This window comes from Salinivibrio sp. ML290, assembly GCF_001995695.1.
GTDB lineage: Bacteria > Pseudomonadota > Gammaproteobacteria > Enterobacterales > Vibrionaceae > Salinivibrio > Salinivibrio siamensis.
Map to the genome: position 1 here is coordinate 77,452 of NZ_MUEY01000004.1, position 21,076 is coordinate 98,527.

Consider the following 21,076-nt stretch of genomic DNA (forward strand, 5'->3'; position numbering starts at 1 on the left):
CCTTGATTTGCAAGCCACTGAACAATCGCAATTCGAGATTCACGTCGCGACCCAATACGTGGAAGACCAATCAGAGCCTGACAATGAGCGTTTTGTCTTCTCTTATACAGTCACCATTGAAAACCGCGGCGATGCCCCTGCGCAACTTATGCGCAGAAAATGGCTCATTACCGATGCCAATGGTAAAGAGCTAGAAATAGAAGGAGAAGGCGTTGTCGGCGAGCAACCCAAGATTGCCGCGGGGGAAAAATACACCTACACCAGTGGCACCATCATCGAGACCCCTGTGGGTGTGATGCAAGGTTTTTATACCATGCAAGGTCAAGACGATCAGTCATTTAAAGTCGACATCGCACCGTTTCGTCTCGCGCTGCCAAACATTCTCCACTAACCCCAGCAGGGAGGCATATGGCGACCTATCTTGTCGGGGATATCCATGGCTGTGAGCGCACATTAGATGCGCTTCTCACCCAAGTCGGGTTTTCCCCAGATAAAGACACTTTGTATTCAGTTGGGGATTTGGTCGCACGTGGGCCAGATTCCCTTGGCGTATTACGTTACTTTTATCAGCTCGGTGACGCAGCTCAGGTTGTCTTGGGTAACCATGACTTACATTTACTGGCCGTTGCCCATGGCATAAAACCGGTCAAAGCCAAAGACAACACCCAGCCCATTCTCGATGCGCCAGATAGGGAGCAACTCCTCGGCTGGTTGTCTCAGCAACCGCTTCTGATGGATGTCTCCGCGCCAGACGGTGGCTTTTTACTCACCCATGCCGGGGTTAGCCCGCAATGGGATAAAAAGACAGCGGTCGCCTGTGCACGCGAGGTAGAAGCGATATTGCGCAGTGATGATCAGCGCTGGTTGCTAGAAAACATGTATGCCGACAGCCCCGATCAGTGGGATCCAACACTCACCGGGCTTGACCGCTATCGCTATATCATCAATAGCTTTACCCGCATGCGTTTTTGTTTCCCAGATGGCCGCCTTGATATGCAATGCAAATTGCCGCCCAACCAGGCCGAAGACAGTGGTTTGTTACCTTGGTTTGAGGTGCCGGCGCGCCAGCCGCTTGATCAGTCGGTGGTGTTTGGCCATTGGGCGGCGTTAAATGGCACCATCCAGCCCAAGCTTTATGGGCTAGATACTGGGTGCGTATGGGGCGGTAAGCTCACGCTCCTTCGTTGGGAAGATAAAGCCTGCTTTACGTTAGCGGCAGAAAATAGCGCCACTTAGGCACGATCCCAGACAGTAAAAGTGACGGGGTAGGCGTTTTTTTCATCCACAGGATGGGCGCCGACCTCTGTTTTCACCCATCCTTCTCCCCACTGCGGGAAGCGGGTGTCGCCGTCGACGTCGAGATCGATAAAGGTCAGGTACAAACGGTCAGCACGGGGCAAAAACGCCTGATAAATGGTACCGCCACCAATCACCATGACCTCCTCATACTCGACCACGGTTTCAAGCGCTTGCTCTGGCGAGCTCACCACTGTGACGCCCTCTGGCTGAAAATCAGGGTCGCGGCTGATCACAATGTTCGGTCGTTTGGGCAGCGGACGACCAATCGACTCAAAGGTTTTACGCCCCATCACCACAGGGTGACCAAGGGTGGTGCGTTTAAACCACGCTAAATCCGCCGGCAAATGCCACGGCATTTGGTTATTCTTGCCAATCACTCGATCGTTTGCCATCGCAGCAACTAAACTGATGCGCATTCTAGGTGCCTTTTTCCTTAAATCACTGGTCGGCGACGATAAAACAATAACCCGGGCATCGCAAGACCAATGGCCAATGCCGAGAGAATAAAGCCGGCTGTGGTGAGGTTTTCGATAAGGCTCGCCCATAAAGCAGGGCTATAGCCTTGATTGTTGATGGTTACCAACGCAATCATCGCTTTAAACGCGTAAACGCCGGGGATCATCGGGATAATCGCTGCCACGGTAAACACCTTGGGATGCGCCAAAAAGCGCTGCGACCAGTACACACCTAAAAAGCCAATCGTGGTCGCCCCAGCCAGCGTGGCCCATTCAATCGCGACACCAGACTCCATCAGTAAAAAGCGTAAACCATGCCCCACGGCACCGCCATAAGCACAGTATTTGAGCGCCTTAACCGGTACATTGAACACTAATGCAAACCCCACCGCAGGGATCATGGCAAAAAACATATCTTCCAGTAAGGCGAGCAATAAACTCATAACCATCCCCACGCCCCCACGAGACTCATAGCACCGACAATGCCTAATGCTGTTGCCAAGGTGAGCAAGGATGCCATCGTCCAGCGTGCGATACCCATATCGACAAAGCCTTTGACCATGTCTGATACCGCATTTATCAACGGGTAGCCAGGTACCAACATTAAGACTGATGAGGCCATGATGAGGAAGGGTTCATTGCCCCAATGCATTATGGTCCCCACACTGGATATCAAGGTGGTGACCATGGCGGTGACCGCGAAGGTGAGAAGCGGATTAAATTGACGGTGAGCTATCAATTGGCGTACCCGCATACCGGTGGCAGAGGCGATAAACGTGAGTGCAAACACCACCGCATCACCGCCCGCTAAACGACTAAAGGCCGCACAAGAAAGCCCTATCATCCCCACCACCAGCCAAGGTGGGTAACGAAAGGGCTCAATCCGGCTCAAGCGTTTACGTACCGCCAAGGCGTCGAGGATCCCTTTCTCGGCCAAAATGACCGTGCGCTGGATATCGGTCACCACTTTCATATTAATCCCGCGATCGGGACAACGTCTGGCGGTGGTAATGCAGTGACCTTGACTGAGTGTGGTGACCACTAAGGAGCTCGCCGATAACGCCAGTTCAACGCTATCGAGCCCTAGCGCCCGCCCTAAACGGATGCTCACATCACTGACGAGTTTACTTTCCGCACCATGCTGTAATAGCCGCTGGCCGACTTCAATCACTAGACGCGATATGACCCGTTGCTCTGGTTCGGTTAACCGCTTTCCCACCTCAAAAATCCCTCTTCGTTGCGCTTATCTACTCGCAGTATTCACCACCGCGTCATCTCGGTCTTTGATGCAAATAAAGTTGTGCTCAGATTATCGCCACGTCGGAGATAAAAAAAGCCGCTACAACAGTAACGGCTTTATAAGATTAAGGCTTGTAGATGATCTCGACATCGTAGTCGTCTTCGTTCCAGTCGTCCCAATCATCGTCGTCATCACTTTGATTGAGCTGCTGTTCGTGGTGATCATCCCACTTAAACGCCACTGTCTCATCTTCCGGCTCAACTTCAGGTTTCGGCGCGGGTAGCGCTTCAATCGACGCCATCAGATCGTAAATAAGCGGTTGGACGTTCGCTTTATTAATCGCAGATATCGCATAGTATTTGTCATCCCACGCCAATGCCTCAAGCACGCGGTCAATCTGCGCCTGCGCCTCGTCTTCCGGCATCAAATCCACTTTATTAAACACCAACCAACGCGGTTTATCCGCCAGCTTTTCGCTGTATTGGTTCAGCTCATCAATAATGGTGAACGCGTTATCGACCGGATCGGTACCATCCACGGGCAGCAAGTCAATCATGTGCAATAAGACGCGGCAACGCTCTAGGTGCTTCAAGAAGCGGATGCCCAACCCAGCGCCGTCCGCCGCACCTTCAATCAGGCCTGGAATATCGGCCACCACAAAGCTCTTGTCAGCCGCTACACGGACCACCCCAAGGCTAGGTACCAAGGTGGTAAAAGGATAATCAGCCACTTTCGGTTTCGCCGCGGATACCGCACGAATAAAGGTGGATTTACCCGCATTCGGCAAGCCCAACATCCCCACATCAGCCAACAGCAACAACTCCAAACGCAGCTGACGAACTTCGCCTTTGGTTCCCATGGTTTTTTGTCGTGGGGCGCGGTTGATAGACGACTTAAATCGGGTATTGCCTAAGCCGTGAAACCCGCCTTTGGCCACCATTACCTGCATGCCATGCTCGGTTAAATCGGCAATCACTTCACCGGTATCTTCATCGATGGCGCGCGTGCCCACCGGAACATTCAGCACCAAGTCGTCGCCCCGTTTACCGGTACAGTTGCCACCGCGACCGTTTTCGCCACGAGCCGCAGAATGAAAGCGCTCAAACTGGTAATCGATCAGGGTATTCAGGTTTTCGTCGGCCAGCAGATAGACGTCACCACCATCGCCGCCATCACCGCCATCTGGGCCCCCTTTAGGGACATATTTTTCCCGCCGGAAGCTAACGGTGCCATTGCCCCCGTCTCCGGCATCGACGCGAATAATCGCTTCATCTACAAACTTCATGCTAACTTCTCCGCACCAATCGCTAAAACGCACGTTTATTGCAATTAGTTTTATCCCAGATTAGTGAATGGCGATCTTATCGATCTTAGGATCATTTTTCTGTTTTGACCGCTTTTCTGTGCTGCTCTGATCAGACGCTCACTGACCGGTGATCACCAGACACAATAAAAAGCCCCGCCAAAAGGCAGGGCTTCAAAAATTCGCTTGGCGTTGAAGCTTATTCAGCTTCGATAGTAACGAATTTACGGTTATGACGACCTTTGGTCTCAAATTTCACTTTGCCATCAGACAGAGCGAATAGAGTGTGGTCTTTACCGCAACCTACGTTATTGCCTGCGTGGAATTTAGTACCACGTTGACGAACGATGATGTTACCTGCTAGTACAGACTCACCACCGAAGCGTTTAACACCTAGGCGTTTACTTTCTGAATCGCGGCCGTTTTTAGTAGAACCGCCAGCTTTTTTGTGTGCCATCTCTTCTCTCTCCTACTCTTAAGCGCTGATGCCAGTGATTTTGACTTCAGTGAACCACTGACGGTGGCCCATGTGCTTGCGAGAATGTTTACGACGACGGAACTTAACGATATTCACTTTATCGCCGCGACCGTGAGTAACAACTTCTGCTGTTACTTTTGCACCGCTAACAAAAGGCGCGCCAACTTTAACGTCTTCGCCGTTTGCCACTAGCAATACTTTGTCAAGTTCTACACTTGCGCCAGTTTCAACGTCTAGCTTTTCCAAGCGAATAGTCTGGCCTTCGCTTACTCGGTGTTGCTTACCACCACTTTGGAAAACTGCGTACATGTTTTACTCCGCATTTCCGCACGGCCTGCTGCATTATTGAGCAACAAGGGGTGCGCATATAATTCATCAATAGGGCGCGAATTCTACGGCAGAAATTGATTTGAGGCAAGAGGGGAAAGCAAGAAAATTGGTGAAAAGGTGCTCAGCATTAATTCCCGCACATTTTCCCTGTGTGAGCGCTATCTCGTCGCCTGTCATCTGGTGTACTATGCCAAGCTAAATACCCGCTCTGGTGCCGATACTGACGAAGGTTTCACGCCATTCTGAACGTATTAACATGCAATATTTCGCCTCTTGCTGCTAGTGAGTTGTGATTTATTTCGTTAGCTCGGCAGGCAAGTAACTAGGACAACGCCCGGATATATTCATGGATTTCAAATCAATCCAAGCCTTAATTAGTGACGACATGGCGCAGGTCGATCAAAAGATCCTCGCCCAGCTAAACTCTGATGTCGCGCTAATCAATCAGCTCGGCTTTTACATCGTCAATAGCGGTGGTAAACGACTGCGCCCGATGCTCGCTGTATTAGCGGCGCGTGCGCTTGGTTATCACGGTGACAAACATACCACCGCCGCCGCGTTTATTGAGTTTATTCACACCGCCACCTTGCTCCATGATGACGTGGTCGATGAATCCGATTTGCGTCGCGGTAACGCAACGGCCAATGCCTTGTTTGGTAATGCGGCCAGTGTGTTAGTCGGTGACTACATTTATACCCRCTCGTTTCAAATGATGACCAGCCTGCGCTCGTTACGCATTCTGGATTTAATGAGTGAGGCTACCAATGTGATCGCTGAGGGGGAAGTGCTGCAATTGATGAATTGTAACGACCCTGATACCACAGAAACCAGTTACATGCAGGTGATCTACTCTAAAACGGCGCGCTTGTTTGAATCAGCCACCCAGATTGGCGCGATTCTTAACGAGGCGGACGCGGAGACGGAGAAAGCCCTTCAAGACTATGGCCGTTACCTCGGGACGGCGTTCCAGTTAATTGATGATGTGATTGACTACACCAGCGCTGACGATGAAATGGGTAAGCAAACGGGCGATGATCTCGCCGAAGGCAAACCGACATTGCCTTTGTTGCACGCCATGCAACATGGGTCTGAGGCAGAGTCGGCGATGATCCGTACCGCCATCGAAAAAGGCAATGGCCGCGATAAACTCGAGGCGATTCTGGCCTGTATGGACGCCTGCGGCTCTCTCGCCTATACGCGAAAACGTGCCGAGCAGGAATCAGAAAAAGCGATCCGTGCGCTCGATACGCTGCCAGATACCCCGTATAAACACGCCTTAGTGGCGTTGGCGCATTTAGCAGTTGACCGCAACACCTAGCTCAATATAAGCCCCTAGCCAAAATAAAAAGCGGCGCTGTTGCGCCGCTTCTCTCACCAAAAATGTCGAATTGCCCGCTATTTTGCCGCGAACTCTTCGCCCATTTTAATATCTTTGCGCAACGTTTCTAGCATCTTGTCCATCGCTTGTTGCTCATAGGCACTGATCTCACCGATGCTTAGGATCTCGTCGACCCCTTCTTTGCCTAGACGTACGGGTTGAGCAAAGAAACGGGCATGCTCGCCACTGCCTTCAACGTACGCGCATTCCACCACGTTTTGTTCGCCTTGCAGGGCACGGACCAGCGATAGACCAAAACGGCATGCAGCCTGACCCATCGACAAGGTCGCAGAACCACCACCGGCTTTGGCTTCCACCACTTCGGTGCCAGCGTTTTGAATGCGTGGGGTCAAGGCTTCAACCTCTTCTTGGCTAAACGTCACCCCTTTTACTTGCGACAATAGCGGCAGAATGGTCACGCCCGAGTGGCCACCGATAACAGGAATAGACACTTCACGTGGATCCATGCCTTTCAGCTCACCGATAAAGGCTTCAGAGCGGATCACATCCAGCGTGGTCACGCCAAACAGTTTGTTTTTGTCATACACGCCCTTGGCTTTCAGTACATCCGCGGCAATCGCCACCGTGGTGTTCACTGGGTTAGTGATAATGCCTACGCAGGCTTTTGGACAGACATCGGCGATTTTTTCCGCCAATGACTTAACAATCCCGGCATTTACATTGAACAAGTCAGAGCGATCCATACCCGGCTTACGGGCCACCCCCGCAGAGATTAATACCACATCAGCCCCATCAAGTGCTGGCGTTGGGTCTTCGCCGCTGTAGCCTTTGATGGTGACCGGCGTGGGGATATGACTGAGGTCAACCGCCACACCTGGCGTAACAGGAGCGATATCATACAAGGCCAGGTCGGAACCGGCTGGTAAATTGTTTTTTAGCAGTAGGGCTAGAGCCTGACCAATGCCTCCCGCGGCGCCAATCACAGCAACTTTCATGTCGTTCTCCTTTCGATATTTCTTATAGTCCGGATCCGGTCCGGCTTCTGTTCGGGCACAAATCGCCCATCAATGGTGCGAACTGTTGCTTCATCATATGCCCGCCCCTACCCCCACTCAAGCCTCAGGCGGTGATGATCAGCCTAAGCTCTCATTTTTTCGCTCTCCCTTTCCCCCCACCCTTTCGTTGTCGCGGGGTGTCTGGTCAGCAACAGTGATATTGTCGCCATTTTACACCCTCAGTGATTGCCCCTCGTTGCATGTATATGCAAAATAGCCACTCGTTTGTCATTGCGAGTCTGCCGTCATGCGTAACTCAGAAAAACAAGACCAATTGGTTCGAGCGTTTAAAGCGATCCTCAAAGAAGAAAAGTTCAGTTCTCAGGGTGAGATTGTCGAAGCCCTACGTGCTCAAGGATTTGAGGGCATCAACCAGTCGAAGGTATCACGCATGTTGACCAAGTTCGGCGCTGTGCGTACCCGCAACGCCAAAATGGAAATGGTCTATTGCTTACCGATTGAACTCGGTGTCCCAACCACTGGCAGCGCCTTGCGCGAGCTGGTGATGGAAATTGACTATAATGAGGCTGTGGTGGTGATCCATACGGGGCCAGGGGCGGCGCAACTCATCGCTCGCCTACTTGACTCTCTGGGCAAGGCTGAAGGTATCCTAGGAGCAGTGGCTGGAGACGACACCATCTTTATCACACCCACCCGCGGTACCAGCACAGAAGCCTTATTTGAGGCCGTGTGTGATCTCTTTGAATATCATTATTGATTCCTTTATCAGGCAGCGTGAAGCCGCTGCCTACCTGCCCTGTCTTACTTTTGAGTCGCCACAACGAAAGCAAAAGCGATAACATCGTTTTAATTTTTTGATACCCCTCTGTTACTATCTGCTTTTAGCTGCCACACACTGTTCACGCTTTCGTTAAACGTCAATTATACTGCGAACGTAGCAGTGGGCTGCAGACAGGCGAGTCGCTCATGGAGAGTGACGCAGCCGGGTATGCATTTCTCGGGACACTGTAGCCGCATCAGCGGTGCATATGATAATAAGGACAAACTGCATGACGAAGACACATCAATCGTCTCCTGATGTGCAAGACATGGTGGCGCAAGCAGACACAGGCGCACGATCACCGCATGGACTATCAGGACGTATTCTTTGGCTGGTACCACTTTGCTGGTCCCTTTTTCAGCTTTGGTATGCGTCACCGCTACCTTTTGCGCTCGACTTTGGCGTACTCAATAATACCGAAGCACGTTCGCTCCATTTAGCGTTCGCAATGTTTTTGGCTTATACCGCTTATCCCGCGCGTAAAACCTCACCCCGTGATCGCGTTCCCTTGCTCGATTGGGTTTTTGCACTCGTAGGCAGTTTAGCCGCAGGTTATCTCTTCCTTTTTTACAATCAGCTTGCTGATCGCGCTGGTGCTTACACCTCGTTTGATATCACGGTTGCCGCCATCGGCATGATTCTGATGTTGGAAGCAACACGCCGCGCCCTTGGCCCCCCATTGATGGTGGTGGCTGGTGTCTTCTTACTCTATACCTTTGCCGGCCCCTACATGCCGGACGTCATCGCTCACAAAGGGGCAAGCTTGAACAAAGCCATGTCACACTTGTGGCTGACGACTGAAGGCGTCTTTGGCGTAGCACTGGGGGTGTCCACCTCTTTCGTCTTTCTGTTTGTGCTCTTCGGCGCACTCCTCGACCGTGCCGGCGCCGGTGGCTATTTTATTAAAGTGGCCTTCTCACTATTAGGCCATATGCGCGGCGGTCCTGCGAAAGCCGCGGTCGTGGCCTCTGGCCTCTCAGGCTTGGTCTCGGGCTCATCGATTGCCAACGTCGTCACCACCGGGACTTTCACCATTCCACTGATGAAACGCGTGGGTTTCCCGAGCCATAAAGCCGGGGCGGTGGAAGTTGCCGCGTCGACCAATGGCCAGCTGACTCCGCCGATTATGGGCGCTGCCGCATTCTTGATGGTGGAATACGTGGGGATTTCCTACGTCGAGGTGATTAAAGCCGCGCTACTTCCTGCACTGATCTCTTATATTGCGCTGATTTACATCGTGCACCTAGAGGCCTGTAAAGCCGGTATGGAAGGCTTACCACGCCGCCATACCAGCACGGTATTGCAAAAACTGTTCTCATTCATGACGGTATTTGTCGGCTTGCTGGTGCTCAGCGCTGCGGTTTACTACGGCATTGGTTGGACCAAGGATGTATTTGGCGCCATGGCAACCGTAGTCATCGGTACCCTCACCTTGGTGGCTTATGTACTTTTAGTACGCTACTCCGCCCAGTATAAATCGCAAGCAGCGGAAGACCCCGCGGCGGCCGATTTGTCCGAAGTGCCAGAGCCGGGCCCCACCGTGCGTTCAGGCTTGTACTACCTGCTGCCAATCGGCGTATTGGTATGGTGCTTGACCGTCGAGCGCTTCTCGCCAGGCCTGTCTGCGTTTTGGGCGACTGTGTTTATGATTTTTATCATTCTCACCCAGCGCCCGCTGATTGCCTACTTCAACCAGCGTACCAACTTTAAAGAAGAGATCCGTGACGGGGTGACAGACTTAGCCGAGGCCTTTGTTACTGGTGCGCGCAACATGATCGGTATCGGTGTCGCCACCGCAGCGGCCGGGATCGTGGTGGGTACGGTGACACTCACCGGTATCGGCTTGGTAATGACAGACTTCGTCGAGTTCATCTCCGGCGGTAACATCTTCCTGATGCTGCTGTTCACCGCGGTCATCAGCTTGCTATTAGGGATGGGGCTGCCGACTACCGCCAACTATATCGTGGTCTCCACCCTGATGGCGCCGGTCATTGTTACCTTAGGTGCACAACAAGGGCTGATCATTCCACTGATCGCGGTGCACTTATTTGTGTTCTACTTTGGTATCCTTGCCGATGACACGCCCCCGGTGGGGCTGGCTGCCTTTGCGGCGGCAGCGATCGCTAAATCCGACCCCATCCGCACCGGTGTGCAAGGTTTCACCTACGATATTCGCACCGCCATCCTGCCATTTATGTTTATCTTCAACACTCAGTTGTTGTTGCTCGATCTCGATGGCCCCTTCCACCTGATTTTGACCATTGTGTCGGCGACAATAGCCATGCTGGCTTTCTCTGCCGCGACACAAGGTTGGTGGATGACCAAGAACAAATGGTGGGAAACCGCGCTGCTGTTGTTAATCACCTTCTCCCTCTTCCGCCCAGGGTTTTGGTGGGACGAAGTGTATCCACCGACCACCAGCTTCCCAGGCACAGAGATCACCCGTGTAGCGGAGCAGCTACCAGAAGGAAAGCCGCTGCAGCTTGAAGTGGAAGGGGAAAACTTCTTTGGTGAGCAAGTCTCCAAACACGTGGTTCTGCCCGTGGATCATAGCCTTGAAAGCGGTGAAGCCCGCATTAACGACACAGGCTTAATGCTTCGTGAGGAAGATGACAAGTTGTTGGTGGATATGATCCAGTTTGGCAGTGACGCTGACAAAGCGGGCATCGATTTTGACTGGCAAATCAAAACGGTGACGGTTGATAATGTCCGTCCATGGAAAGAGTGGGTGTTTGTCCCCACCCTCTTGCTATTGGCATTGTTGGGGTGGAATCAACGCCGTCGTATTCGCCAAGCCTAATAACAGGGGGACGTGTGTAACACGTGCCCCTTTCTTTTATAAGCGCAAAGGATATCGCTATGTATAAACATATCTTGGTTCCCGTTGATTTGAACGACGAAAGCTTTGCAGATACCGCAGTGGATCACGCCGTTTGGCTCGCCAGCCAGTCAGGGGCCAAAATACACCTGCTCACTGTACTGCCCGGCATTCACAATTCGATGGTCGCCTCTTACTTCCCTGAAGAAGCTGCCAATAAAATGAAACGCGACATGAAGCGCAACTTACAAGGGTTTGCGGATAAATACGTCCCCAAAAGCGTGGCCTGTCAGGTCTCTGTTGAAGAAGGCAAGCCCTACAAGGGGATCATTAAAACGGCAGAGCGCATCGGCTGCGATCTGATTGTGATGCCAAGCCATAAGCGCTCACGCGTCAATAAAATGATGCTGGGCTCAGTCGCCGCCAAAGTGCTCGAGGGTGCGAGTGTCCATGTGATGGTGTTAAAACCTTAACCATACGGTTCAGGCACGCATCGGCGTGCCTGAACATTTATTACCGCTGGCGTTGATCATAGCCCCAGCGCGGCACCAAGGTTTGTTCTGCCCCCAAGTGGTCCAAAATGCGCGCCACCATAAAGTCCACTAAGTCGTCAATTGACTGAGGCTGATGATAAAAGCCTGGCGCGGCGGGCATAATCGTTACCCCCATCTGCGACAGCTTGTGCATATTCTCTAGGTGCAAGGTCGAAAACGGTGTTTCGCGCACCACCAATAGCAACTGTCCGCGCTCTTTAAGCACCACGTCGGCAGCTCTCTCAATCAGGTTATCGGACAACCCATGCGCAATGGACGATAGCGAGCCTGCCGAGCAGGGACACACCACCATTTGCTTCGGCGCCGCAGACCCAGACGCAACAGGCGAAAACCAATCCTCTTTGCCACACACCACCAGCTTATCGGTGTGGCATTGTAAGTGTTCCACTAACACCTTTTTCGCCGCATCCGGCCCGGCGGGCAACTTCAGCCCATGCTCGGTCGCCAACACCACACGTGCGGCCGACGAAATCAATAAGAAAACCTGATAGTCTTGCGCAAGCAGGCACTCGAGCAAACGTAGGCCGTAGGGCGCACCGGATGCGCCTGTCCACGCCAAGGTTATTCGTTTATCCGCCATAAACCGCCTCCTTACTCGCCAGTGCTGTTAGCAGCTTGTCATGAATGCCGCCAAATCCACCGTTGCTCATCACCAGCACGGTATCGCCTGCTTGGGCTTGCTCGCAAAGCGCAGCGACAAGGGCTTCAATATCGGCATGGATGTGCGTCGGCTGGGTGCAACTGTCCGCCACCGCGTCGAGCGACCAATCCAGCCCTTGCGGTTGGTACAAGAACACCGCGTCCGCACGGGCTAATGACGTTGCCAAGGTGTCTTTATGCACCCCTTGCTTCATGGTATTGGAGCGTGGTTCTAACACCGCCAAAATACGGCCACTGCCTACTTTCGCGCGCACCCCTTCAAGGGTTAATCGAATCGCCGTTGGGTGATGGGCAAAATCGTCATATACAGTGACGCCGGCTTGCTCACCGCGCCACTCAAGCCGACGCTTGGTATTGATAAATCGTTCGAGCGATTGACAAGCAAGGTCCGGGGTTACCCCCACATGGCGGGCCGCTGCTATCGCCATCAAGGCGTTACGCACATTGTGGTCACCGACCAAATCCCAGCTCACCGTCCCCACGAGATCACCGGCAAAGTACACATCAAACTGGCTACCAGCCGGGGCTTTTTTCACACTCTGCCACTGACCATCCGGGCCCGCATAAACACACTCGCTCCAGCATCCCATGGCGAGGGTATCCGTGACATTGGCATCGTCTGACGGAGCGATAATCTGCCCAATCCCTGGCACGGTGCGAATCACATGGTGGAATTGCTTCTGGATCGCCGCCAGATCATCAAAAATATCAGCATGATCGAACTCAAGATTGTTGATCACCAAAGTTTTCGGTTGGTAATGAATAAACTTAGAGCGCTTATCGAAAAACGCACTGTCATATTCATCGGCTTCCACCACGAAAAACGGGCTCTCTCCTAATCGCGCCGACGCGTTAAAGTTACTCGCCACCCCACCAATCAAAAAGCCAGGTTGATAACCACAGTCTTCTAAAATCCACGCCAGCATACTCGCGGTGGTGGTTTTTCCGTGAGTGCCAGATACCGCCAGCACCCAGCGGTCTTGCAGTAAAAAGTCGTGCAGCCATTGCGGGCCAGAGGTATAAGGCAACCCTTGATTGAGGACCGCCTCAACACAAGGGTTGCCTCGACTCATGGCATTGCCAATAACCACTAAGTCAGGTGCAGGCGATAGTTGGGCAGGGTCATAGCCTTCGATAATATCGATTCCCTGAGACTCCAGTAGTGTGCTCATCGGTGGGTAAACATGGCTATCAGAGCCCGTCACCGTGTGCCCAAGTTGTTTTGCCAGCATGGCTGCGCCGCCCATAAAAGTCCCGCAGATGCCTAAAATATGAATATGCATAGCCTTCACTGTATTGTTGATTACCTGCCGTTTGGCGCAGGCGTTTATTATGCCTCGGATTAACGCTTGGGTCTTATCGCTTGCGCGCATCTGACATGGTTTTTATGTCGCGATCACACTTCCCTCGCCTGATTCATTTCTTCAGTACGATTAAAAAGTCACGAAAGCTAGAATAGCGGCGATTCCAAGAGGCAGCCCACTGCCCATGTATCCGATTGCACAAGAAAGACAGTTCATCATCATTAAGGATTGAGAATGCCCGACATTAAGACCCTCGGCGAGTACATTGTTGAGAAGCAACACGCGTTTCCGCATGCTAGCGGCGATTTATCTTCTCTTCTCGCCTCGATTCGTCTGGCCGCCAAAATTGTTAACCGTGAAATCAACAAAGCCGGCTTAGTCGACATTGCCGGCGCGATTGGGACGGAAAACGCACAAGGCGAAGAGCAGCAAAAACTCGACGTCTATGCCAACGAAAAATTTAAAGCCGCGATGGAAGCGCGCGACCAAGTGTGTGGCGTGGCCAGCGAAGAAGAAGATGACGCGGTTATTTTTAGTAAACAGCTTAACCGTAATGCCAAATATGTGGTGTTGATTGACCCACTTGATGGCTCCTCTAACATTGATGTTAACGTCTCTGTTGGCACCATTTTCTCCATTTACCACCGCGTCTCGCCTGTGGGGACACCGCCCACCGAAGAAGATTTTCTCCAGCCCGGTCACCGCCAAGTCGCCGCCGGCTATATCATTTACGGCTCATCGACCATGTTGGTTTACACCACCGGTGATGGTGTGCATGGTTTCACTTATGACCCGTCCCTCGGCCTGTTTTGCCTGTCTCACGAAAACATGACCATTCCTAAAGACGGCAATATCTACTCGATTAACGAWGGGAACTACATCAAGTTCCCGCAAGGCGTCAAAAAATATATCAAATACTGTCAAGAAAACGTCCCACAAGAGAAACGTCCTTACACGTCGCGTTATATTGGCTCCTTGGTCGCTGACTTTCACCGTAACCTGCTAAAGGGCGGCATTTACCTCTACCCCAGCACGCTCGCCTACCCCAATGGCAAACTGCGCTTGCTGTATGAGTGCAACCCGATGGCGTTTATTATCGAGCAAGCCGGCGGCAAAGCAACCGATGGCACCCAGCGAATCATGGACATCGCTCCGAATGAGCTCCATCAGCGCGTCCCATTCTTTGTTGGCTCGAGCAATATGGTCGATAAAGTCGAGGAGTATCTCGACGCTTATCCGGATCATGACGACGAATAAGCGCAAAATAGACGCCTAACGACAGTCTTCCATGATAAAGAGGCGGCCGACACGGTCGCCTCTGTTATTTTCACGCTTGGCGGTTATAATTGGCACACACTTTTTCATTAAACAAAAGGACATCCCATGAGCCTGAACCAGGTCCCTGCGGGCAAAGAGCTGCCTGAAGATATTTATGTGGTGATTGAGATCCCAGCTAACGCCGATCCTATCAAGTATGAAGTCGATAAAGACAGCGGCGCCGTTTTCGTTGACCGTTTCATGGCAACGCCTATGTTCTACCCATGTAACTATGGCTATGTGAACCACACCTTGTCGTTGGACGGTGACCCTGTCGACGTGCTGGTACCCACTCCCTTCCCATTGGTACCAGGCTCAGTGATCCGCTGCCGCCCTGTTGGCGTGCTGAAAATGACCGACGAGTCGGGTGAAGATGCGAAAGTGATCGCCGTACCGCACAGCAAGCTAACCAAAGAGTACGATCACGTGAAAGACGTGAACGACCTACCTGAGCTGCTAAAAGCCCAAATCACGCACTTCTTCGAGCGCTATAAAGAGCTAGAAGCAGGCAAGTGGGTGAAAGTGGATGGCTGGGAAGATGCCCAGGCGGCAAAAGACGAAATCCTGTCATCATTTGAGCGCGCAAAGCAGTAATCCTCCGCGTCAATGACACATAAGCCCGCGAGCCTTCGCGGGCTTTTTTCTATTTGATCTCAAACTGATAGAGCAAATCCACCGCTTGATCCACCCCAGAGACCGCTTCGAGATAAAGGTCTTGCATCAATCGGTAGCGCACCGTAAACACCCCTATCGCATCGAAGATCCCCACACCGTATTTCACCTCTAGATCGGGCAGGATATAACCCGATACTTCTACTTTCTGCTCATCACCCGCGCCAGCGGTATCAAGAGTGAGATCTTCCACACCGAACGCTTGACCGATTTCGCCCACTAGCTTGCCACTTTGCGCTAAGCCTAAGCCAATCAGCATCGAGGTCATATTGGCATCACCGGCGCCGGCATCAAGCGCGCGGCCACGTAACAAATAAGACAGGGCGTTTGCCTGCGAGCCTGCCGGATCCATAAATACATCAGCAACCGGGTCATCGGCGGGCCCCGTTAAACGGATCCCTGCTGTGACATCCCCTTCGATGCGTTCAGGATTTCGAATCGCTTCCACCTGCAAATACGGCTGATCAGCGGGGCCATTGAATAAGATCTCGCCCTTTTTAATCAGCAAGTCTTGACCAAAGGAGCGGTAAGTACCATCAAGCAAGCTCACATTCCCCACAATCAAGGCGCCTTGCTGATTGTTTTTAATATTAAGCTCACCTGCCAAACGCGATTTCAGTCCGAACGCCGCTAATTGCACATCTTGCCCCAGCTCCAGTCGCACATCAGTCTGTAAATTAAAGGGCACAGATTCACTTTGCTCAATATCCTCTGGCACATAGTTCTCTTTCAGCAGGACCGTATCATCCGAGACCGTGATCGCAGACTCGGGCAGATTCTCGACTTCAATCCGCCCCCAAGGCACACGAATATCGCCCCGAATAGTCATATCATGCGGCGTTGCCGATACCGTGAGGTCAGGTGCCACATCCAGCCGCACCATGGGCGGCACGTTGACGCGTAAGGTATCCCCCGCCACGTTTAAGCCAAAGCGCCAGTCGTCCATGCTGGGCCATTGCCCATCGCCGTTAAGTGCCAGCACACCATCCGGCGTCACCAGCTCGCCTTCTACCTTGCCTTGCTTACCATCCACCGTGAGTGCTAACCGCCCATCGTTCACATCGACAGGTGAAGCCAAGCCTTTGACTCGTAACGCGTCAATCGTCAGCCCGCCGTACACATTCGGCAAGGTCAGCGGCCCCTCCATCCGCAAGTTAGCGTTCACTTCACCATTAATATCTGCTTGCTGATCGCTACCCAGCAAAGGTTCGAGTGTCGCGAGTTGAACGTCATTGACCGTCACCTCCCCCAATAAGGCGCGACTTGGCGCCAACAGATCGGTCAAGGTAAAGGCCGAGGCTAGGGTGCCTCCTTCGGACAATGTCAGCGCCATCGCGCCTTGCAATTTATCCTGATGCCAACGCGCATTGAGATTGGCATGCTGCCAGCCAATCACCAGTGGTGTGTCGGCCTGCTGGCGCACATCACCATCCGCGATATCAATCGAGGCTTGCACATCCGGCGAGGCGTCAGGCTGCCAGCGTGCATGAATCGCGGCATTGGCACGTGTATCAAGTTGCCATTCCGGCGGTAAGAAGGCAGCGATTTGCGCGGCTTCAAAGCCTTCAATCTTGGCAACCACCTCCCCTTGCGCGCCGATTGTCGCCGGTTGCGATAAGCACAAAGAGGTCGCTTGCCACTGCCAACAATGCTCGCCAACCTCAGTTTGCATATCGGCGAAACCGAGCGTAATCGGTGCTGCACTTTGCTGCACGATGTCGCCAAGATCTTCCACGCTCACCGATGTATCGAGTAATTTTCCTTGCCAGCCGGTGTCTCGCGACAATGCACCTTCAATGCGCAGCGCGCCAGAAGCTGGAGCACCTTGCCAGCGCAAATCCAGCTGATGGGCGGCTTCATCACCGCGCACGGTTAAATCGAGGTTATCTAAACGCGCGGTTTGATAGCGCCCGCCCAATACCGATACCGTCAGATCACCACCCAAGCGGTCTTTCACGGCAAGATTGCCGTCTACCGTCAGCTGGTTAATGCGCACATCTTGCCAACGCAGCTGCTTAGCATGGAGTGCCAACTTTGCGGTTGGCTGCGCAAACGGCCCGCTCAGTCGTGCATCTCCGCGGATCACACCAGTGAGCATGGGCAAGGATTGCGACAAATCGGCAATATCGACCGAGAGCCCCATTTGCCACTCATCACGCACTTGCCCTTGCGCCGTTACTTGGTTGGGGCCGTGTGACAGCGTCAACCCCGGTGTCGACACGCTCGGCTGACCATCGCCATCACGATCATGCGCATTGAGCGCGCCCGCGACCGCTAGCGGCAGTTTTTGCAACTCGCCATGCACCACCAACGTGGGCACTGACACATCCCAGCCGCCTTGGGCGGTTAAGCGGCCACGGTGGCTGATTGCACCGGTTAAATCTCCCGTCACCTCTGGCCATTGCTGCTGAGGTTGAATGTTGGCAAAGCCTAACTCAGCTTGCCAAAAAGGCACGCTGGACCAATCCACGCTGGCACGGCCAGCCACCTTGCCATCGAGCGTGTTGGCCTCCAGCTGCGAGAGGGTCAGCGCCGTCAGGCTGCCTTGGCCGGTTAAATTCAGCTGGGTGGTCGGAACCTCAGGGCCCTCGATGCCGGTTTGTAAACCGAGCTGATAGTTGGACAAATCCCCATCGGCGTGAAATTGTAGCTCGCGTAATGCCGCGATCGCTTCCCCCGTAAGCGGCCACGTCAATGCCTCGCTATCCAATTGCATCGCAAAAGGTAAGTTCGCCGCCAGCAGGTTTGCCTCTCCTTCCAGCGTCGCTGTCACCGGACCGCGCGCATTCGCGCTTAGCTCAAGCGCGGCCAGGCTTCCTGAAGCCGACAGTGATAAGGCTTGGCCTTGAAGGGGGGCGAGATGAGTGGTCAACTGGGTTTGCAAGGTCAGTGGGTACTCACCTTCGAGTGTAATATCACCCGCAAGGCTTGCCGTGCCTTGGGGGGCGGTCACCGAGAAGCTATCAATGGTTACCGCACTGCCTCGAACGCTGCCCGCCAAGGATAACGCTGAGAGGGTTTGTACTGTGCCCGCTTCAATCCGCGTATCTTGCAGACGAAGCTGCTCCACTTCGATAGCCAGCGGCAGCGCCACCGTGGGTAACTCCAAGCCCGGGTAGTGCCATGGTGTGCTTGCCACCGCGCTATCCGGTTTGCCGACCGCTTGGTCGGTATTTTGTTGAGGCTCGGTGTTGCTCGGCAGACTCACCACCAACTGCTGCCAATCGGCCGGCGATACAGTTAACGTATCACCCACAAAATGCACGCCACCTTGCAGTTGGTGCCAACTCACCGACTGTCCAGCGACCTGAATCGCCACCTCGTTAAAGGCAAAGGCATTGACATGAATAGGCAACGGCGCGTGGATAGCCGACGTGGATACGTCTTCCGACGATGTATCCTCCTCACTCGCGGGCAAATCAATATCGAGCGTGACCCCTTCGACGGCCAATTGGTCAATACAAATCGCAGGCGTCAGTAAGCACTTACCTTCAATAACAAGATTCAGCTGTTTGGCGTTCAGTTGCAGCTGCGCATCCTTATAGCGCACCCCTTGCAGCATAAAGCCGGTCAGCAGGCTGCCTTCGGCCTCATCAACCGACAACGCAGGTAAGGCTTTCTGCGCGCCCCACAGGCCCACTTGCAGACCCACCGGAGTAAAAAGTGCGGCCGCCACCAGCCCCACCAATGAAAAAAGAGCAATTAACGCAATAAACGTTAGCCTGACGAACCAGCGACTCATAACTCAGGCCCCAAGGTAAGGTGTACACGAAAATCATCATCGTCATTATCAAAGCCATGTGCGACATCAAGACGAATCGGGCCGACCGGCGATGACCAGCGAATACCGGTACCGGCCGCACGATTCCACGATAAATGACTGGTCCACGCATCACCGCCATCGGTAAATAACGCCCACCACCAGTTGCCGCCGAGGCGATATTGATACTCTAACGTACCGGTTAACATATAGCGCGCGCCACTGAGCTGACCGCTATCGTCACGCGGGGAAACAGTTTCGTAGGCATAGCCACGAATGCTGTTGTCGCCCCCGGCGAAAAAACGCAACGATGGTGGCGCTTCACTAAATTCTTCAGAAATCAAAGCGCCGCCATCAACGCGTAATAAGCCGCGATGGTTTTTATTGAGACTACGAATCCACGCACTCCGCCCTTGTAATCGCACCAAGCTGATGTCGGACAGCCAAACCGGATCAGCTGCTTCCAATGTAATAGATTGTTTGTCTCCCCAATGCGGCATTAACCCACCGCGAGCGCGGGTGCGAGTGAAATTGATCCCAGGCAGCACCACGCTAACGATGTCTTCATCTTGCCCTTGGGTGTAGTTTTCATATAGCCAGCGCAATGAGACACTGCGTTGCCAGCCGGTATCATACAGCCAATGGCGAGAGACAGAGGTGGACACTTCGAGGCTGGAGGTATCGCGTTGATCGGTATTTTGTAACCCTAACTGCACTTGATAATACTCGCGGGAAACATCCTCCAAGGGGACCTTGTAGGTCGAGGTTAGCGTCTGTTCGGGCTCAGAAATCGCCAGTGATGTGTTGATACTGTGGCCGCGTGAGTTATACCAAGGCTTTCGCCAGTTAAACTTGAACCGCGGACCAATGTCGGTGGAGTACCCAATCCCGGTTTCAAACTTGTTGCGTGCTTCAGGGGTGAGCGTCACCTTGATCGGCACTTCGTTGTCATCGGCTTCTTCCATGTCCGCTTGCACCAAGGCACTGGCGAACCAACCGGTATTCGCGAGAGCTTGGTTAAACTCGCCCAATACCGACACGCGATACGGCTCGCCCGGAGAAAAATCACGTAAAGTGTCGAGACGCTGCAACTGAATTTGCGCACCTTGGTAGCGAATCGCACCAAAGTGATAGCGCTTACCACTGGCAAAGTGAAGCCGAATAAAGGCCTGCTGACGATCAGGGGCAACCTCTAATCGCGTTTGCGTAAAGCGACCATCAAAATATCCTTTTTTCACTGCCAAACTTTGAATCTGGCTTTTTAGCGTCTCGTAATCACTGTGATTGAGCCTCGCGCCCGGCTGAGGCCCTTGGGCGATGAGAGCATGAAAGTCATCATCCATATTAGCTTCGCCATTGAACACCACATCCACTTGTGCCAAGCGAACGGGTTTACCTGGGTCAACCTTGACCTCCAGCGTGGCGTCTTCATCCATTCGCGTGGTGATCTTAGGTTGATAAAAACCCACCGCTTGCAGCGCTTTGCGCACATCTTTTTCGACCCGGGCTATAAATCGGTAGGAGCCATCCCGTTCTTCTGGGGCAATCGCCGCGAGATAGGTCTCGACGTTGTCTTGTGCAATGCCGTCTAGCCCTTCAATATCAATGTCGACATCCGCACGAGCAACGCTAGCCATCAAGCTGATAGCGATCGCGAATAGCGGGAGTAGCCGTATATTCATACAGTGAGATCCATTACCCGGGTGTCGCC

Annotated in this window: 19 protein-coding genes; 8 read left to right on the top strand and 11 right to left on the bottom strand. The window is 53.1% G+C overall.

Annotated features, from left to right (window positions below; genetic code table 11):
• Positions 1–7: 7 nt before the first annotated feature.
• Both apaG and apaH read left to right on the top strand, forming a co-directional pair.
• A complete protein-coding gene (gene apaG / locus BZG23_RS05540; RefSeq protein ID WP_046074279.1) occupies positions 8–391 on the top strand; it encodes a Co2+/Mg2+ efflux protein ApaG in 384 nt (127 codons plus the stop codon).
• Positions 392–408: 17 nt separating this feature from the next.
• Positions 409–1,236, top strand: coding sequence for a bis(5'-nucleosyl)-tetraphosphatase (symmetrical) ApaH (gene apaH, locus BZG23_RS05545; RefSeq protein WP_046074280.1), 828 nt, complete (start codon positions 409–411; stop codon positions 1,234–1,236).
• Here apaH and folA read toward each other — a convergent pair.
• From folA to rplU, 6 genes are all read right to left on the bottom strand, one after another.
• Positions 1,233–1,715 carry a type 3 dihydrofolate reductase gene (gene folA, locus BZG23_RS05550; RefSeq protein ID WP_046074281.1) on the bottom strand — a complete coding sequence of 161 codons (483 nt, stop codon included), beginning with the start codon at positions 1,713–1,715 and terminating at the stop codon, positions 1,233–1,235. The two genes, apaH and folA, sit on opposite strands and share 4 nt — an antisense overlap.
• 17 nt (positions 1,716–1,732) lie before the next feature.
• Complete coding sequence (locus BZG23_RS05555) at positions 1,733–2,197, bottom strand: threonine/serine exporter family protein (protein WP_046074282.1); 465 nt, start codon at positions 2,195–2,197, stop codon at positions 1,733–1,735.
• Entirely contained in the window at positions 2,194–2,973 is a 780-nt protein-coding gene (locus BZG23_RS05560; RefSeq protein WP_077606390.1) for a threonine/serine ThrE exporter family protein, read from the bottom strand. The genes BZG23_RS05555 and BZG23_RS05560 overlap by 4 nt, the downstream gene beginning before the upstream one ends.
• A 145-nt stretch (positions 2,974–3,118) precedes the next feature.
• Positions 3,119–4,279: an Obg family GTPase CgtA gene (gene cgtA / locus BZG23_RS05565; RefSeq protein ID WP_046074284.1), complete on the bottom strand. Its 1,161-nt coding sequence runs from the start codon at positions 4,277–4,279 to the stop codon at positions 3,119–3,121.
• Positions 4,280–4,496: 217 nt separating this feature from the next.
• On the bottom strand, positions 4,497–4,754 hold the full coding sequence (gene rpmA / locus BZG23_RS05570; protein WP_046074285.1) for a 50S ribosomal protein L27: 258 nt from the start codon (positions 4,752–4,754) through the stop codon (positions 4,497–4,499).
• A gap of 18 nt (positions 4,755–4,772) precedes the next feature.
• Entirely contained in the window at positions 4,773–5,084 is a 312-nt protein-coding gene (rplU, locus tag BZG23_RS05575) for a 50S ribosomal protein L21 (RefSeq protein WP_046074286.1), read from the bottom strand.
• 367 nt (positions 5,085–5,451) lie between these two features.
• Here rplU and ispB point away from each other — a divergent pair, with 367 nt between their 5' ends.
• Positions 5,452–6,423 (top strand): octaprenyl diphosphate synthase, encoded by a 972-nt coding sequence (gene ispB, locus BZG23_RS05580; protein WP_077606391.1) that lies wholly within the window; start codon positions 5,452–5,454, stop codon positions 6,421–6,423.
• A gap of 77 nt (positions 6,424–6,500) precedes the next feature.
• Here ispB and mdh read toward each other — a convergent pair whose 3' ends face one another.
• On the bottom strand, positions 6,501–7,439 hold the full coding sequence (mdh, locus tag BZG23_RS05585; protein WP_077606392.1) for a malate dehydrogenase: 939 nt from the start codon (positions 7,437–7,439) through the stop codon (positions 6,501–6,503).
• Between the two features lie 307 nt (positions 7,440–7,746).
• On the opposite strand from mdh, the gene argR reads away from it, so the two are divergent.
• From argR to BZG23_RS05600, 3 genes are all read left to right on the top strand, one after another.
• Entirely contained in the window at positions 7,747–8,217 is a 471-nt protein-coding gene (gene argR, locus BZG23_RS05590) for a transcriptional regulator ArgR (RefSeq protein ID WP_046074289.1), read from the top strand.
• Between the two features lie 292 nt (positions 8,218–8,509).
• Positions 8,510–11,080 (top strand): TRAP transporter permease, encoded by a 2,571-nt coding sequence (locus BZG23_RS05595; RefSeq protein WP_077578806.1) that lies wholly within the window; start codon positions 8,510–8,512, stop codon positions 11,078–11,080.
• A gap of 59 nt (positions 11,081–11,139) precedes the next feature.
• A complete protein-coding gene (locus BZG23_RS05600; protein ID WP_046074291.1) occupies positions 11,140–11,571 on the top strand; it encodes a universal stress protein in 432 nt (143 codons plus the stop codon).
• 40 nt (positions 11,572–11,611) lie between these two features.
• Here the strand turns inward: BZG23_RS05600 and BZG23_RS05605 are convergent, their stop codons facing one another.
• Entirely contained in the window at positions 11,612–12,232 is a 621-nt protein-coding gene (locus tag BZG23_RS05605) for a flavin prenyltransferase UbiX (protein ID WP_046074292.1), read from the bottom strand.
• On the bottom strand, positions 12,222–13,595 hold the full coding sequence (mpl, locus tag BZG23_RS05610; protein ID WP_077578807.1) for a UDP-N-acetylmuramate:L-alanyl-gamma-D-glutamyl-meso-diaminopimelate ligase: 1,374 nt from the start codon (positions 13,593–13,595) through the stop codon (positions 12,222–12,224). The genes BZG23_RS05605 and mpl overlap by 11 nt, the downstream gene beginning before the upstream one ends.
• Before the next feature lie 255 nt (positions 13,596–13,850).
• Here mpl and fbp point away from each other — a divergent pair, with 255 nt between their 5' ends.
• Positions 13,851–14,873, top strand: a complete 1,023-nt coding sequence (fbp, locus tag BZG23_RS05615; protein ID WP_077606393.1) for a class 1 fructose-bisphosphatase — start codon at positions 13,851–13,853, stop codon at positions 14,871–14,873.
• 126 nt (positions 14,874–14,999) lie between these two features.
• Positions 15,000–15,527 carry an inorganic diphosphatase gene (ppa, locus tag BZG23_RS05620; protein ID WP_046074295.1) on the top strand — a complete coding sequence of 176 codons (528 nt, stop codon included), beginning with the start codon at positions 15,000–15,002 and terminating at the stop codon, positions 15,525–15,527.
• Positions 15,528–15,576: 49 nt separating this feature from the next.
• Here the strand turns inward: ppa and tamB are convergent, their stop codons facing one another.
• Entirely contained in the window at positions 15,577–19,347 is a 3,771-nt protein-coding gene (gene tamB, locus BZG23_RS05625; RefSeq protein ID WP_077606394.1) for an autotransporter assembly complex protein TamB, read from the bottom strand.
• A complete protein-coding gene (gene tamA / locus BZG23_RS05630; RefSeq protein ID WP_241837186.1) occupies positions 19,344–21,047 on the bottom strand; it encodes an autotransporter assembly complex protein TamA in 1,704 nt (567 codons plus the stop codon). Before tamA ends, tamB begins: the two co-directional genes overlap by 4 nt.
• Positions 21,048–21,076: the final 29 nt, after the last annotated feature.